This window comes from Amycolatopsis lexingtonensis, from assembly GCF_014873755.1.
Lineage (GTDB): Bacteria > Actinomycetota > Actinomycetes > Mycobacteriales > Pseudonocardiaceae > Amycolatopsis > Amycolatopsis lexingtonensis.
Genome location: NZ_JADBEG010000001.1, coordinates 1979079 through 1992770 on the forward strand (window position 1 = coordinate 1979079; position 13692 = coordinate 1992770).

Annotated in this window: 12 protein-coding genes; 9 read left to right on the plus strand and 3 right to left on the minus strand. The window is 71.5% G+C overall.

Going from position 1 to position 13692, the window contains the following annotated elements:
* Positions 1 to 5 precede the first annotated feature (5 nt).
* The 5 genes from H4696_RS09210 to H4696_RS09230 all read left to right on the plus strand — a co-directional run bounded on the left by H4696_RS09210 (position 6) and on the right by H4696_RS09230 (position 6011).
* Positions 6 to 2222, plus strand: a complete 2217-nt coding sequence (locus tag H4696_RS09210; RefSeq protein WP_143265485.1) for a DUF8189 domain-containing protein — start codon at positions 6 to 8, stop codon at positions 2220 to 2222.
* A gap of 230 nt (positions 2223 to 2452) precedes the next feature.
* Positions 2453 to 3775, plus strand: coding sequence for a M20/M25/M40 family metallo-hydrolase (locus tag H4696_RS09215; protein ID WP_086865372.1), 1323 nt, complete (start codon positions 2453 to 2455; stop codon positions 3773 to 3775).
* The gene (locus H4696_RS09220) at positions 3775 to 4668 is read left to right on the plus strand and encodes an alpha/beta fold hydrolase (RefSeq protein WP_086865371.1); all 894 of its coding nucleotides are present in this window, start codon (positions 3775 to 3777) and stop codon (positions 4666 to 4668) included. Before H4696_RS09215 ends, H4696_RS09220 begins: the two co-directional genes overlap by 1 nt.
* Positions 4669 to 4699: 31 nt before the next feature.
* Positions 4700 to 5299: an ArsR/SmtB family transcription factor gene (locus H4696_RS09225; protein ID WP_192782191.1), complete on the plus strand. Its 600-nt coding sequence runs from the start codon at positions 4700 to 4702 to the stop codon at positions 5297 to 5299.
* A complete protein-coding gene (locus tag H4696_RS09230) occupies positions 5289 to 6011 on the plus strand; it encodes an SRPBCC family protein (RefSeq protein WP_086865370.1) in 723 nt (240 codons plus the stop codon). Before H4696_RS09225 ends, H4696_RS09230 begins: the two co-directional genes overlap by 11 nt.
* A 144-nt stretch (positions 6012 to 6155) precedes the next feature.
* Here the strand turns inward: H4696_RS09230 and H4696_RS09235 are convergent, their stop codons facing one another.
* The 3 genes from H4696_RS09235 to H4696_RS09245 form a co-directional block, all read right to left on the minus strand.
* On the minus strand, positions 6156 to 6380 hold the full coding sequence (locus H4696_RS09235) for a DUF5703 family protein (protein WP_086863416.1): 225 nt from the start codon (positions 6378 to 6380) through the stop codon (positions 6156 to 6158).
* Positions 6377 to 7390, minus strand: coding sequence for a YncE family protein (locus H4696_RS09240; RefSeq protein WP_086863417.1), 1014 nt, complete (start codon positions 7388 to 7390; stop codon positions 6377 to 6379). The genes H4696_RS09235 and H4696_RS09240 overlap by 4 nt, the downstream gene beginning before the upstream one ends.
* A 91-nt stretch (positions 7391 to 7481) precedes the next feature.
* Positions 7482 to 8450, minus strand: a complete 969-nt coding sequence (locus H4696_RS09245) for an aldo/keto reductase (protein WP_169735108.1) — start codon at positions 8448 to 8450, stop codon at positions 7482 to 7484.
* Positions 8451 to 8537: 87 nt separating this feature from the next.
* Between H4696_RS09245 and H4696_RS09250 the strand changes: the two genes are divergently transcribed.
* The 4 genes from H4696_RS09250 (at position 8538) to H4696_RS09265 (ending at position 13601) form a co-directional block, all read left to right on the plus strand.
* Positions 8538 to 9575, plus strand: coding sequence for an LLM class F420-dependent oxidoreductase (locus H4696_RS09250; RefSeq protein WP_086863418.1), 1038 nt, complete (start codon positions 8538 to 8540; stop codon positions 9573 to 9575).
* A 1-nt stretch (position 9576) separates the two neighbouring features.
* Entirely contained in the window at positions 9577 to 10419 is an 843-nt protein-coding gene (locus tag H4696_RS09255; protein ID WP_086863419.1) for an undecaprenyl-diphosphate phosphatase, read from the plus strand.
* Between the two features lie 313 nt (positions 10420 to 10732).
* Positions 10733 to 11452 carry a histidine phosphatase family protein gene (locus tag H4696_RS09260; RefSeq protein WP_086864141.1) on the plus strand — a complete coding sequence of 240 codons (720 nt, stop codon included), beginning with the start codon at positions 10733 to 10735 and terminating at the stop codon, positions 11450 to 11452.
* Positions 11453 to 11546: 94 nt separating this feature from the next.
* Positions 11547 to 13601, plus strand: coding sequence for a M3 family metallopeptidase (locus H4696_RS09265; RefSeq protein ID WP_086864142.1), 2055 nt, complete (start codon positions 11547 to 11549; stop codon positions 13599 to 13601).
* Positions 13602 to 13692 lie beyond the last annotated feature (91 nt).

The window sequence follows — 13692 nt, forward strand, 5'->3', positions numbered from 1 at the left end:
ATCCGATGCTCAGATCCAGACTGATGACCGTGGCGGTCGCCGTGCTCGCCACGGCAGCCACCCTGGTGGCCCCCCAGGCGGCGCACGCGGACGCGGCGGGCAAGGGCGGCGACTACGTCCCCTTCACCTCGTCGAAGATCGTCCTCGACACCCGCACCGGGGTGGGCGCCACGGCGGGTGTCCGTGGCGCGGCGAGCGTGACGACGTTCCAGGCACTCGGCGTGAACGGGATCCCGGCATCCGGGGTCAGCGGTCTCGTGCTGCGGGTCGCGGCGTTCACGCCGTCCGCCGAGAGCTACCTCAAGGTGTATCCGACCGGCACCGCGCGGCCAGGTCCGGCGGCGCTCAACTTCCCGGCCACGCAGTCGCTTTCGAACTTCGCGTTCGTCCAGCCGGGCGCGAACGGGAAACTGGACGTCTACAATAACGCTGGCACCACCCACGTCTACGTCGAGGTGCAGGGCTACTTCACCAGCGCGCCGAGCGGCACGTCCGGCGGTCTGGTACCGGTGACACAGGTCCGGGCGGTGGACACGACCAGGGGTACCGGCACGGACAAGGCCAAGATTCCCCCGAAGGGCACCATCACGGTGAATCTCACCGCCGGTGGTGTACCGGCGGATGCCACGGCGATCCAGGCGCACGTCACCGTGCCCGAAACCACGGCTGCGGGATACCTCTCGGCCACGCCCGTCGGCAACGCGAAGGGCGTCGTTCTCGCCAACTACGGCAAGGGCATGGACACCTCGTCAGGCGGGGTGATCCAGCTGGGCACGGGCGGGCAGGTGACCTTCACCAACGGCGGTACCGCATCCATCGACCTCGTCATCGACACCATGGCGTACTTCACCAGGACGCCGAACGCCGGCGCCGGTTTCCGGCCGGCCGTCAACCGCCTCTTCGGCCAGTCGGTCGCCGCCGGTGCCACTGTCGACGTCGTTGTCGGCGGGACGAGCGGGATGCCCACCCGGGGTGTCGCCGGGGCCGCGTTGAGCTTCGAGGCCTACGGCCCCGCGCACGCCACCTTGCACGCGTGGCCGTCCGGCACCGCCCAGCCCGCCACGGCGATCACCCAGCACCCGGCGAACGGCCACCAGCGGTCCTCGGCGATCATCAAACCCGGTACCGACGGCAAGATCAGGGTGCAGAACGAAAGCACGTCCGCGACGTTCATCTACGTCGATCAGGAGGGCTGGTTCGCCGACCCGCTCCCGACCCTCCCGGTCGCGCAGAACACCCCGGTCAGCGTCGTCCAGGCGGCCTCGGTGCCCGGGCAGGGCGCGGGGACCGTCGAGTACGCGTACGTCGACAACATCGGCCGGGTCGTGATCGGCCACCAGACGCAGCTGGACAACTTCTGCTGCGTCCAGTTCGCGCCGATCTCCGGAAACGAGGCGTTCACCGGCCAGCCGTCGCTGGTCGCGCGTCCGGATGGAACGGTCCAGGTGTCCGCGCAGTACGCCGACGGCGGCGATGTGTGGACGAGCGCGCAGACCGCCCCGAAGGCCGCCAGCTGGACGTCGTTCACCGACATCGGCGGCTCGACGGCCGCGCCCCCGGCGACCGTTCAGCTCAGTAGCGGCGTCACCACCCAGTTCGGCGTCGACGCGGACGGCAAACTGTGGACGTACGCGCAGACCGGCGCGGTTCCGTTCTGGCGCGACCTCGGCGGGGCGGGGCTGACCGGAACCCCCGTGTTGACCACGGTTCGCGACGGTGTTCAGCTGTTCCTCCGCACCACGACCGGCACCATCACGACGGCCACGTTCCGCACCGACGGGTCGCTGTCCGCCTGGACCGACCTCGGTGGTGACGGGACGGGCGTGCCCGCGGTCGTGCTCTACCCCGGATACCGGTTGCGGGTCTTCGCCCACGCCGCGGACGGCACGGTCGTGACCAAGCTGCAAGACACCTCGGGGACGTTTCCGCAGGCGTGGGAGCCGCTGGGAACGTTCGTATCCCCGGGGAACCCGGCGGCGATGCTCGACCCGGTGAGCGGCCTGACCGTCGTGCTCGCCCGCGCCGGGGACGGGATCATCTACAAGGCGGTGGAAACCGGGCAGGGCACGGGCGTGTTCAAGGACTGGACGTTCGCGCAGACGGAACAGCCCGCGCCGGCCGCGGGAACCGACCCGACGTTCGCGACGATCGACAACGGCAGCGGCCAGACGACGTTCTTCGTCTACCGCACGATCAACGGCACACCGGTCTTCGCCACCTGACCCACAACCCGAAGATCGTCCCATGAGGAAAGCCGCCCTCGCGGGACTCGTCGGCGGTGGCGCCCGCCACCGCCGACGAGTCCGTGACATGAGGCCCGACCTGCGGCAGCTGCCGTTCCTCGTGTGCGGTCGATGCGCGCCGTCGTGGGTTGGCGTCTCCGCCGGGCCCGCGAGCGTCTCAGCGGGTGTGCAGCCAGCGCTTCCGGCCATCCGGGTGATAGGAATGGCCGGTGACCGAACCGAACACCATCGAAGCCGCCGCGGCCGAGGCCGTCACGCTGACCAGCGAGCTCATCCGCATCGACACGACCAACACCGGGGACCCCGACACGCTGGTCGGCGAGCGGGCGGCGGCCGAGTACGTCGCGGAGAAGCTGACCGACGCCGGCTACGAGATCACCTACGTCGAGTCGGGCGGGAAGAACCGGCACAACGTGATCGTCCGGCTCGAAGGCGCGGACCGGTCCCGGGGTGGGCTGCTGATCCACGGGCACCTCGACGCCGTCCCCGCGGACCCGTCGGAGTGGTCGGTCCACCCGTTCTCCGGCGCGATCCAGGACGACTACGTCTGGGGCCGCGGCGCGGTCGACATGAAGGACATGTGCGGGATGGCGCTCGCGCTGGCCCGGCACTACAAGCTGAACGGCATCGTGCCGCCGCGCGACCTCGTCTTCGCCTTCCTCGCCGACGAGGAGGCCGGCGGGAAGTACGGCGCGCAGTGGCTGGTCGAGAACCGGCCCGAGCTGTTCGAGGGCGTCACCGAGGCGATCAGCGAGGTGGGCGGCTTCTCGATCACGCTCAAGGACGACGTCCGCGCGTACCTGATCGAGACGGCGGAGAAGGGCATCCGCTGGATGAAGCTGCGCGTGCGCGGCACCGCCGGGCACGGCTCCATGATCCACCGCGACAACGCGGTCACCAAGCTCGCCGAGGCCGTCGCCAAGCTCGGCAACCACCGCTTCCCGCTGGTGCTCACCGACTCCGTGAAGGAGTTCCTCGCCGGCGTCACCGAGATCACCGGCTGGGACTTCCCGGAGGACGACCTCGAAGGCTCGGTCGCCAAGCTGGGCAACATCTCCCGGATGATCGGTGCGACCCTGCGCGACACCGCCAACCCGACCATGCTGACCGCCGGGTACAAGTCGAACGTCATCCCGTCGGTCGCCGAAGCCGCGGTCGACTGCCGGATCCTGCCCGGCCGGCTCGAAGCCTTCGACCGCGAGCTCGACGAGCTGCTCGGGCCGGACATCGAGAAGGAGTGGATGGAGCTCCCGCCGGTCGAGACGACGTTCGACGGCGCGCTCGTCGACGCGATGACCGCCGCCGTGCTGGCCGAGGACCCGGGCGCGAAGACGCTGCCGTACATGCTCTCCGGCGGCACCGACGCCAAGTCGTTCCAGCAGCTCGGCATCCGCAACTTCGGCTTCGCGCCGCTGAAGCTGCCCGCGGACCTCGACTTCTCGGCGCTCTTCCACGGCGTCGACGAGCGGGTCCCGGTCGAGGCCCTGAAGTTCGGCACCCGCGTGCTGGACCGGTTCCTGCGCACGTCCTGATGACCGGTTTCGCGCTCGCCGACGGTACGTCCCTGCAGGTCATCCGCAGGGGCGACCCGGCCGCGCCGGTGACCGTGGTGTTCGTCCACGGCTACGCGCTCGACCAGCGCAGCTGGGGCCGGATCGCGCCGCTGGTCCCGGACGCGGCCGACGGACCGGTGGCCGTGCTGACCTACGACCAGCGCGGCCACGGCGGTTCGGGGCGGGCGCGGCGCGGCACCGCGACCATGGCGCAGCTCGGCGACGACCTCGCCGAGCTTCTCGAGCGCGAAGTGCCGGAGGGCCGGGTGGTGCTCGTCGGCCACGACATGGGCGGCCTGGCGATCATGTCGCTGTCCCAGCGGCACCCGCAGCTGTTCGCCGCGCGGGTGTCCGGCCTGGTGCTGCTGGCGACGTCGTCGGGGACGCTGGCCACCGAGGTGTCGGCGGCCTGGCCCAACGCGCTGGGGAAGCTGGCGCGCGACCTCGAAGCGGTGCTCGGCTCGAAGCTGTTCGGCGTCGTGCGCGAGCACACCAGCCGGGCGGTCAGCGCGGGTCTGCGCTGGTGGCTCTTCGGCGACGACCCGGACCCGGAGCTGGTCGAGCTGACCGTGAAGATGATCCGCGGCAACTGGCCGCACACCGTCTCGCTCTTCCGCCCGGCGCTGGACGCCTACGCGCGTGAGGCGGCGCTGGCGCAGGTGAGCGGCGTGCCGGTGACGGCGATCGTGGGGGAGCGGGACCGGATCGTGCGGGCCTCCGACGTCGAGCAGTGGGCCGGCGGGCTCGACGACGGGACCGCCGTGGTGCTGCCGGGCGTCGGGCACGTCGTCCCCCTGGAAGCGGCGCCGCAGGTGCTGCCACGGGTGGTCGCTTTGGTGAACGCCGGCTACCGACAAGACGAGAGTTCTTGACAACTTCTCTGTTCGGCGCGAAGCTGAGCGCATGTTTTCCGTGGCGGTGATCGAAGACCCGGCCGCGGCCGAGGTGTCGCTGGACCCGATCCGCGCGCGGCTGCTGGCCGAGCTGGCCGAACCCGCGTCCGCGACGATGCTCGCGGCGCGGGTGGACCTGCCGCGCCAGAAGGTCAACTACCACCTGCGGGCGCTGGAGGCGCACGGCCTGGTGGAGCTGGTCGAGGAGCGGCGCAAGGGCAACGTCACCGAGCGGATGATGCGGGCGACGGCCTCGTCCTACGTCATCTCGCCGGCCGCGCTTTCCGCCGTCCAGCCCGACCCCGCGCAGTCGCCGGACCGGCTCTCGGCCCGGTGGCTGCTCGCCGTGGCCGGCCGGCTGGTGCGCGACGTCGGCTTGCTCATCACCGGTGCGGCCAAGGCGAAGCAGCGGGTCGCGACCTTCGCGCTCGACGGCGAAGTGCGGTTCGCCTCGCCCGCCGACCGGGCCGCGTTCGCCGAGGAGCTGACCACGGCGATCACCACCCTGGTGGGCAAGTACCACGACGAAGCGGCCGAGAAGGGCCGCGGCTACCGGGTGGTCGTCGCCGTGCACCCGAGCATCCCGGAGGAGACCGCCAGTGGGGCATGAGTTCGAGGCGACCGACGTCGCCGAGGTCGATGCGACGCCGGAACAGGTGTGGGACGCCATCGCGACCGGGCCGGGCATCGACTCGTGGTTCATGGGCCGCAACGAGGTCGAGGGCGGCACCGGCGGCGTGGTCCGCGGTGCGTTCGGCGGGTACCAGCCGGAGTACCGGATCCGGGAGTGGGACCCGCTCGAAAAGCTCGTCTACGGCAGCGACCCGGCGCCGGACGGCCGCAAGATCGCCTACGAGTTCCTCATCGAGGGCCGCGACGGCGGCAGCTCGGTCATCCGCTGCGTCACCAGCGGCTTCCTGCCCGGCGACGACTGGGAAGACGAGTTCGAGGCGATGACCGCGGGCGGCGCGCTGTTCTTCCGCACGCTGGTCGAGTACGTCACGCACTTCGCCGGCCGCACCGCGGTCCCGGTGACGGTGTTCGGGCCGGTGGTGGGGGACTGGGACGAGGCCTGGGCACGGCTCGGGACGGCACTGGGGTTATCTGCACGGCCGGCGCTGGGCGACCGCGTCTCACTCGGCGGCGTCGTCTACGCGGCCAACGCGCAGACGGTGGGGATCCGGACGGCGGACGCGATGATCCGGTTCCTGCAGGGCTTCCACGGCCCGATGGTCGCGGCCCACCACATCTTCACGCCGGGCGCGGACGCGGCGACCGAGGAGAAGACCTGGAGCGAGTGGCTGAACCGCGTGCTCGGCTGACAGTCGAGCCGCAGGGCCCGACCCCAAGCGCCCCAATGTGGCCTTCGGTGCGTCTGACGCACCGAAGGCGGCCTTGGGTGCGTCAGACGCAACCAAGGCCGCCTTGGGGCGCTTGGCCCGGGCGAGGAACAAGTCGCAGTTCGGCTAGGTCGGCAGGGCGCCGGGCAGGCTCTGCGCCGTCTTCTTGCGGCGCAACCAGACCCTGCGCGTGCCGTCGGCGTAGAGCCGCACGGTGCGCAGTTCCCAGCCCGCGAACTCCGCGTGGATGGAGAGCTGGATCGCCGCCGCACGCCGGGACACGCCCGGGGGGAGGTGCAGGCGGCGATACTCCCAATCCCCTTCGACCACCGCCTCGCTGACCGTCGTCATGGCTGGATCACCTGGGTCCCTTCTCCGGCGGCCGAGCCGACGAGCACGCGGCCGCTGCTCTCCTCCACCCCGACCGAGTCCGGCTGGCGCACGGTGGGGAACCGGTACTTCTCGACGGGTTCGCCGCCGCGGACGTCGAACCCGACCACTTCGTTGCGTTCGGTGAGCGTCACCCAGGCCAGGCTCCGCTTCGCGTCGTAGGCGATCCCGTACGGCGCGCCGGGCACCGGGTAGCGCTGCCGCATGATCAGCGGCGAAGCCGAGAACGCGATCAGCGCACCGGCGCGCGCGTCGGTCACCAGCACGCGGCCGTAGGAGTCCGCCACGGCGTTCGCGGCGCCGTCGCCCGCGCGCAAGCCCTCGTTGACCTTCCCGGCCGCGACGTCGAGCGAGAACACCGCGGTCCGCAGTCGGTCCAGGACCACCACGCCCGTCCCGGTGTCCACGACGTCGTCGGCGCTGTAGAGCTGCCCGCCGATCGTCCGCGCCGGACCCGTCGCCGGCAGCACCTGGATGTCCTTCGCAGGCCCCATCGCCACCAGCCGGTCGGCGCCGTAGGCGATGCTCGACGCCGGGTTCCCGCCGGTCTTCGTCTCGGTCAGCTTCCGCTCCGGCAGCGCCAGCTCCTGCACCACGCCCGCACCCGGCTCCGCGATCGACACCCGGCCCGGCGTCACGGTCAGCTTCTCCGCCTTGCCGTATAACGGCATATTCACCGGGGCGGACGCGAGCGCGTTCAGGTCGTACAGCCGCAGCGACGGCGGCTCGGAAAGCGCCACGACGAGGGTCGAGGTCTTCGCGTCGACGGCGAGAGCGGAAACCGCGCCGCCGGGCAGGACCTGCCCGGCGGGCTTCACGCTCACCGCGGGGGAGGCCGCCGGGCGCGCGGCCTGCGGATTCGCGACGATCTGCAGTTCGTCGCTGTTGTCCTTCGCCGACGAGCAGCCCGAGAGCACGAGGGCACCGGCGAGCGGGAGCGCGATCCACGACACGGCGGTGAGCCGACCCACGCTGTGGCCTCCGGATGTTCCTCGGTGGTTGGTCTTCACCAGCATGCTCCTCGATCCCCTTGCCGTCACGTCCGTGTCACCCAACAGACACCTACCGCGGCCAGCGCTCGGGGTAGCCGACCTCGATCGCGCTGACGTCGTCGAGCGCGGACCGGATGGCGGGCGGCAGGGTGATGGCTTCGGCAGCCAGCGACCCGGTGAGCTGACCGGTGTCGCGCGCGCCGACGACGGGGGCGACGACGCCCGGGCGGTCGCGGACCCAGGCCAGCGCGACGGCCAGCGGCGAGGTGCCCAGCCCGTCGGCGGCGGTGGCGACCGCCTGCACGATCCGGGCGGCGCGGTCGGTGCGGTGGTGCTCGACGTAGCCGGCGTACGCGCTGTTCGCGCCGCGCGAGTCGGCGGGCGTGCCGGTGCGGTACTTGCCGGTCAGGACGCCGCGGCCGAGCGGCGCCCAGGGCAGCAGCCCGATGCCGTGGTGCTCGGCGGCGGGGACGACTTCGCGGTCGACGCCGCGTTCGAGCAGCGAGTACTCGACCTGGGTGGAGACGATCGGGGCGACCGCCGCGGCACCGGCGGCGGCGGTGGCCAGCTGCCAGCCGGCGTAGTTCGAGACGCCGATGTAGCGGACCTTTCCGCTGGTCACGGCGTACTCGAGGGCGGACAGCGTCTCGGCGAGGGGTACGCAGCCGTCCCAGGCGTGCAGCTGCCAGAGGTCGATGTGGTCGGTGCCGAGCCGTTTCAGCGAGCCGTCGAGGGCGCCGAGCAGCGCGCCGCGGGAGGCGCCGCCGCCGAACGGGCCGTCGGTGCGCTTGGCGACCGCCTTCGTCGCGAGGACGACGTCTTCGCGGGGGACGAGGTCGCCGAGCAGCGAGCCGAGCACCCGCTCGCTCTCGCCTTCGCCGTAGATGTCGGCCGTGTCCACCAGGGTGCCGCCGGCGTCGACGAAGGCGACCAGCTGGCTGGCCGCTTCCTCCGCGTCGGTGTCGCCACCCCAGGTCATGGTGCCGAGCGCCATCCGCGAGACGCGCAGTCCCGAGCGGCCGAGCAGTCGCTTTTCCACGACCGCCGAGCCTAGTGGGCGGGCCCCGGCGAACCTGACCAAGGTGAGTCGTGTCGCGGCCGAGGGCCCCCGTTAGGGTTCGGCCCCGTGCGACTCGGACTCAATCTCGGCTACTGGGGAGCGGGGAACGACCCCGCGAACCCGGCCCTGGCGAAACAGGCGGAAGAGCTCGGCTACGCCGTCGTGTGGGCCGCGGAGGCCTACGGCTCGGACGCGGTGACCGTGCTCACGTGGCTCGCCGCGCAGACGTCGCGGATCGACGTGGGTGCCGCCGTGCTGCAGATCCCGGCCCGGACGCCGGCGACGACCGCGATGACCGCCGCGACCCTGGACAACCTTTCGGGCGGCCGGTTCCGGCTCGGGCTCGGGGTGTCGGGTCCGCAGGTGTCGGAGGGCTGGCACGGGGTCCGGTTCACCTCGCCGGTGGAGCGCACCCGGGAGTACGCCGCGATCGTCCGGTCCGCGCTGCGTCGCGAGCGCCTCCGGTTCGACGGCGAGCACTTCACGCTGCCGCTGCCGGACGGCCCCGGGAAGGCGCTGCGGCTGACCGTCCGCCCGGCGCGCAAGCACATCCCGCTCTACCTGGCCGCGATCGGCCCGAAGAACCTGGAGCTGACCGGCGAGATCGCCGACGGCTGGCTCCCGGTGTTCTTCTCACCGGCGCACGCGGGGGAGCAGCTGGCGCGGATCCGGGCCGGCGCCGAGGGGGCCGGGCGCACGCTGGAGGGCTTCGACGTCGCGCCGAACGTGCCGCTGGTGCCCGGGGACGACTGGCGGGAGTGCGCGGACGCCGTCCGCGCCTACGCGGCCCTGTACCTGGGCGGGATGGGGAGCAAGGAGAAGAACTTCTACAACCGGCTGGCGTGCCGGATGGGCTTCGCGGCCGAAGCCGCGGAGGTGCAGGAGCTGTACCTGGACGGCGACCGGGCGGGGGCGATGGCGGCGGTGCCGCTGGAGTTCCTCGACGCGACGTCGCTGCTGGGACCGAAGGAACGGATCGCGGAGAAGATGACCGAATTCGCCGAAGCCGGCGTGACGACCCTGTCGGTGTCGCCGTTCACCCCGGACGCGGCCGGCGCGCTGGGTACCGCCGTCGAGGCGCTCGAGCTGGCGGGGGTGGCCTGACGTGGGCTGGTTCGAAGCACTGGTGCTGGGCCTGGTCCAGGGCCTGACCGAGTTCCTGCCGATCTCGTCGAGCGCGCACCTGCGCATCGTCGCGGCGCTGGCCGGCTGGGACGACCCGGGCGCGGCGTTCACCGCGGTCACCCAGATCGGCACCGAGCTCGCGGTGATCCTCTACTTCGGCCCGAAGATCGGGAAGATCCTGCGTGCCTGGTTCTTCTCGCTGTACAAGCCGGAGTGGCGGCAAGACCCGGACGCCCGGCTGGGCTGGCTGATCATCGTCGGCTCGCTGCCGATCGTGGTGCTGGGGCTGCTGCTGCAGGACCAGATCGACAGCGCGTTCCGCGACCTGCGGATCACCGCGTCGGTGCTCATCGTGTTCGGCCTGATCCTGCTGGTCGCCGACCGGATCGGGAAGCAGGAGCGCACGCTCGACCACCTGACGGTGCCGCACGGCCTCGGCTTCGGTTTCGCGCAGGCGCTCGCCCTGATCCCGGGCGTGTCCCGCTCGGGCGGCACGACGAGCGCCGGCCTCCTGCTGGGCTACACCCGCGCGGAGGCGGCGGAGTACTCGTTCCTGCTGGCCTTGCCGGCGGTGTTCGGGTCGGGCGTGTACAAGCTCAAGGACATCGGCTCGGGCGAGGTGCCGGCCCAGTGGGGCCCGACGATCCTGGCGACGCTGGTGGCGTTCGGGGTCGGGTACGTGGTGATCGCGTGGCTGATGGCCTACATCAAGAAGCGCAGCTTCGTGCCGTTCGTGGTGTACCGGCTGGTGCTGGGCGTGCTGCTGTTCGTGCTGATCTTCACGGGCGCGCTGGACCCGAACGCGGGCCCGGTCGGCCACTGATCCGCGCGTCTGGCGACAGGGGCCAGGCAAAGTCGGGTCGGTGCGGTCCGCGGCGGTGCGCCGGTGTCTTGAATGACTCATTCAGGACCTCCGAAGACCTGAATGAGTCATTCAAGACGTGGGCGGGCGGGTTACCGGCGGCGGTGCCTTGGCGCCTGGCGAGGTGAACGACTCGTTCATGACTTTGTCGGCGGCCGGAGCGACCGCGCGCGAGCCGAGCCGCTCGGTCCGCCGGTGATCGGCGTGGCCCGGTCGGACACTGATCCACCCTACGTGGAAACCGCGTGATCGGTCCCCACGTAGGGTGGGTCCCGTGAGTACGGTGATCCTCCTCCGGCACGGCAAGTCGACGGCCAACGGTTCCGGCGTCCTCGCCGGGCGCTCGCCGAAGGTCAGCCTCGACGACACCGGCCGCGCCCAGGCGGAGAAGCTCGTCGAGCGGCTGGACGGCGTGCCCCTCTCGGGGCTCGTCGTCTCGCCCATGCTGCGGTGCAAGCAGACGGTCGGCCCGCTGGCGGCGGCCCGCGGGCTCGAGAAGACGGTCGAGCCCGGGCTGTCCGAAGTGGACTACGGCGAGTGGACCGGCAGGGAACTCAAGCACCTGGCGAAGGAACCGCTGTGGCGGGTGGTGCAGGCGCACGCCTCCGCGGCGGTTTTCCCCGGTGGTGAGGGGCTCGCCCAGATGCAGGCGCGCTCGGTCGCCGCGGTGCGGGCGCACGACCGGCGGATCTCCGCGGCGCACGGTGACCACGCCGTGTGGCTCCTGTGCAGCCACGGTGACGTGATCAAGTCCATCCTCGCCGACGCGCTCGGGCAGCACCTCGACGCCTTCCAGCGGATCGTCGTCGACCCGGCGTCCATCTCGGTCGTGCGGTACACCGAGACGCGGCCGTTCGTCATGCGGGTCAACGATCACGGTGGCGATCTGCGCGGCATCGTGCCGCCGGAACCCAAGCCGGACCGCAAGGCGAAACGGGGCAAAAAGGCTGCCCCGAGCAGCGACGCCGTCGTGGGCGGTACCACCGGGCCGTGAGCTTGGCCACCTCCGGAAAGCGCTGACATCGATGGCGGGGGAACCCGTAGGGTGGCGGGACCGAGTGTTCCACCCCGACCAGGAGCCTGCGCCGATGATTTCGCCGGACAACCCGTTCGCCGCACCCAGCGAGCTGCCCTACGCCCTGCCGCCCTTCGACCGGATCGCCGACGAGCACTACCGGCCCGCGTTCGAGGCCGGGCTGGCCGAGCACGCGGCGGAGATCGAGCAGATCGCGGCGCAGGACGCCGAGCCGACGTTCGAGAACACGATCGTGGCCCTCGAGCGCGCCGGCGAGCTGCTCGGCCGCGTGGCGAGCGTGTTCTACAACCTGTCCGGCTCGAACAGCACCGACGAGATCCAGGCGATCCAGGCGGAGTTCGCGCCCAAGCTGGCCGCCCACCACGACGCGATCCACCTGAACCCGAAGCTGTTCGCCCGCATCGACGCCCTCCACGCCAAGCGCGCCGAGCTCGGGCTCGACGAGGAGTCGCTGCGGCTGCTGGAGCGGCGGCACACCGACTTCAGCCGTGCCGGTGCCGGGCTGGGCGAGGCCGAGCAGGCCCGCCTGCGTGAGCTGAACGCGCAGCTGTCCACCCTGCAGACGAAGTTCCAGCAGAACCTCCTGAAGGACACCAACGAGCTCGCCGTCGTCATCGAGGATCGGGCCGAGCTGGCCGGGTTCGGCGAGGGCGCGATCGCGACCGCGGCCGAAGCGGCCTCCGCGCGCGGCGAAGACGGCAAGTACGTGCTCACCCTGACCCTGCCGACGAGCCAGGCGTCCCCGCTGGAAACCCTGCGCGACCGCGACGTCCGCGAGCGGATCCACGCCGCGTCGATGGCCCGGGGCAACGGCGGCAACGACTTCGACAACAACGGGGTCGTCGCCGAGATCGTCCGCCTCCGCGCCGAGCGCGCCGCGCTGCTGGGCTACCCGAACCACGCGGCGTACGTCATCGCCGACGAGACAGCCAAGACGGCGGAAGCCGCGGCCGGGCTGCTCGAGCGGCTGGCACCCGCCGCGGTCGCGAACGCCCGCGCCGAAGCCGCGGAACTGCAGCAGCTGCTGGAAGCCGACGTGCCGGGCGCGAAGCTGCGGCCGTCGGACTGGCCGTTCTACGCCGCGCAGGTCCGCCGGGAGCGCTTCGACGTCGACACCGAGGCCCTGCGCCCGTACTTCGAGGCCGACCGCGTCTACCTCGACGGCGTCTTCTTCGCCGCGAGCAAGCTCTACGGCCTGACCATCACCGAGCGGCACGACCTCCCGAAGTACCACCCGGAGGTCCGGACCTTCGAGGTCTTCGACGCCGACGGCACCGCGCTCGGCCTGTACCTGCTCGACCTCTACACCCGCGACGCCAAGCGCGGCGGCGCCTGGATGAACACCTTCGTCGACCAGTCGGAACTGCTGGACCGCAAGACGGTCGTGGTGAACGTGCTCAACGTGAGCAAGCCGCCGGCGGGGGAGCCGACCCTGCTGACCTTCGACGAGGTCGTGACGGCGTTCCACGAGTTCGGCCACGCCCTGCACGCGCTGGTCTCCTCGGTCCGCTACCCGACGTTCTCCGGCACCAACGTGCCCCGCGACTTCGTCGAATACCCGTCCCAGGTCAACGAGATGTGGATGCTGTGGCCGGAGGTGCTGGCCAACTACGCCAAGCACCACGAGACGGGCGAGGCGCTGCCGCAGGAGCAGGTCGACAAGCTCCTCGCCGCCCAGCAGTACGGCGAAGGCTTCGCCACCACCGAATACCTCGCGGCGTCCCTGCTCGACCAGGCCTGGCACGGCCTCGGCGTCGACGACCGGGTGGGGGAGGTGCAGCGCTTCGAAGCCGAGGCGCTGGTGAAGGCCGGCGTGGCCGTCGAGGCGATCCCGCCGCGCTACCGCACGACGTACTTCGCGCACATCTTCAGCGGCGGCTACAGCGCCGGGTACTACTCGTACATCTGGAGCGAGGTCCTGGACGCCGACACCGTCCAGTGGTTCCGGGAGAGCGGGGGACTGACCCGCGAGAACGGCGACCACTTCCGCCGCACCCTTCTGAGCCGCGGCGGCAGCGTCGACCCGATGGACGCGTTCCGGGCGTTCCGCGGCCGCGACCCGGAGATCGAGCCGCTGCTGGCCCGCCGCGGCCTCAACGGAGTCTGATCTCTAACTGTATAACGACCTATACTGCGGGGCTGGTTTCGAAAAACCAGCCCCGCACTTGCTTTTACAGCACCAAAACCCGCTCAGAACC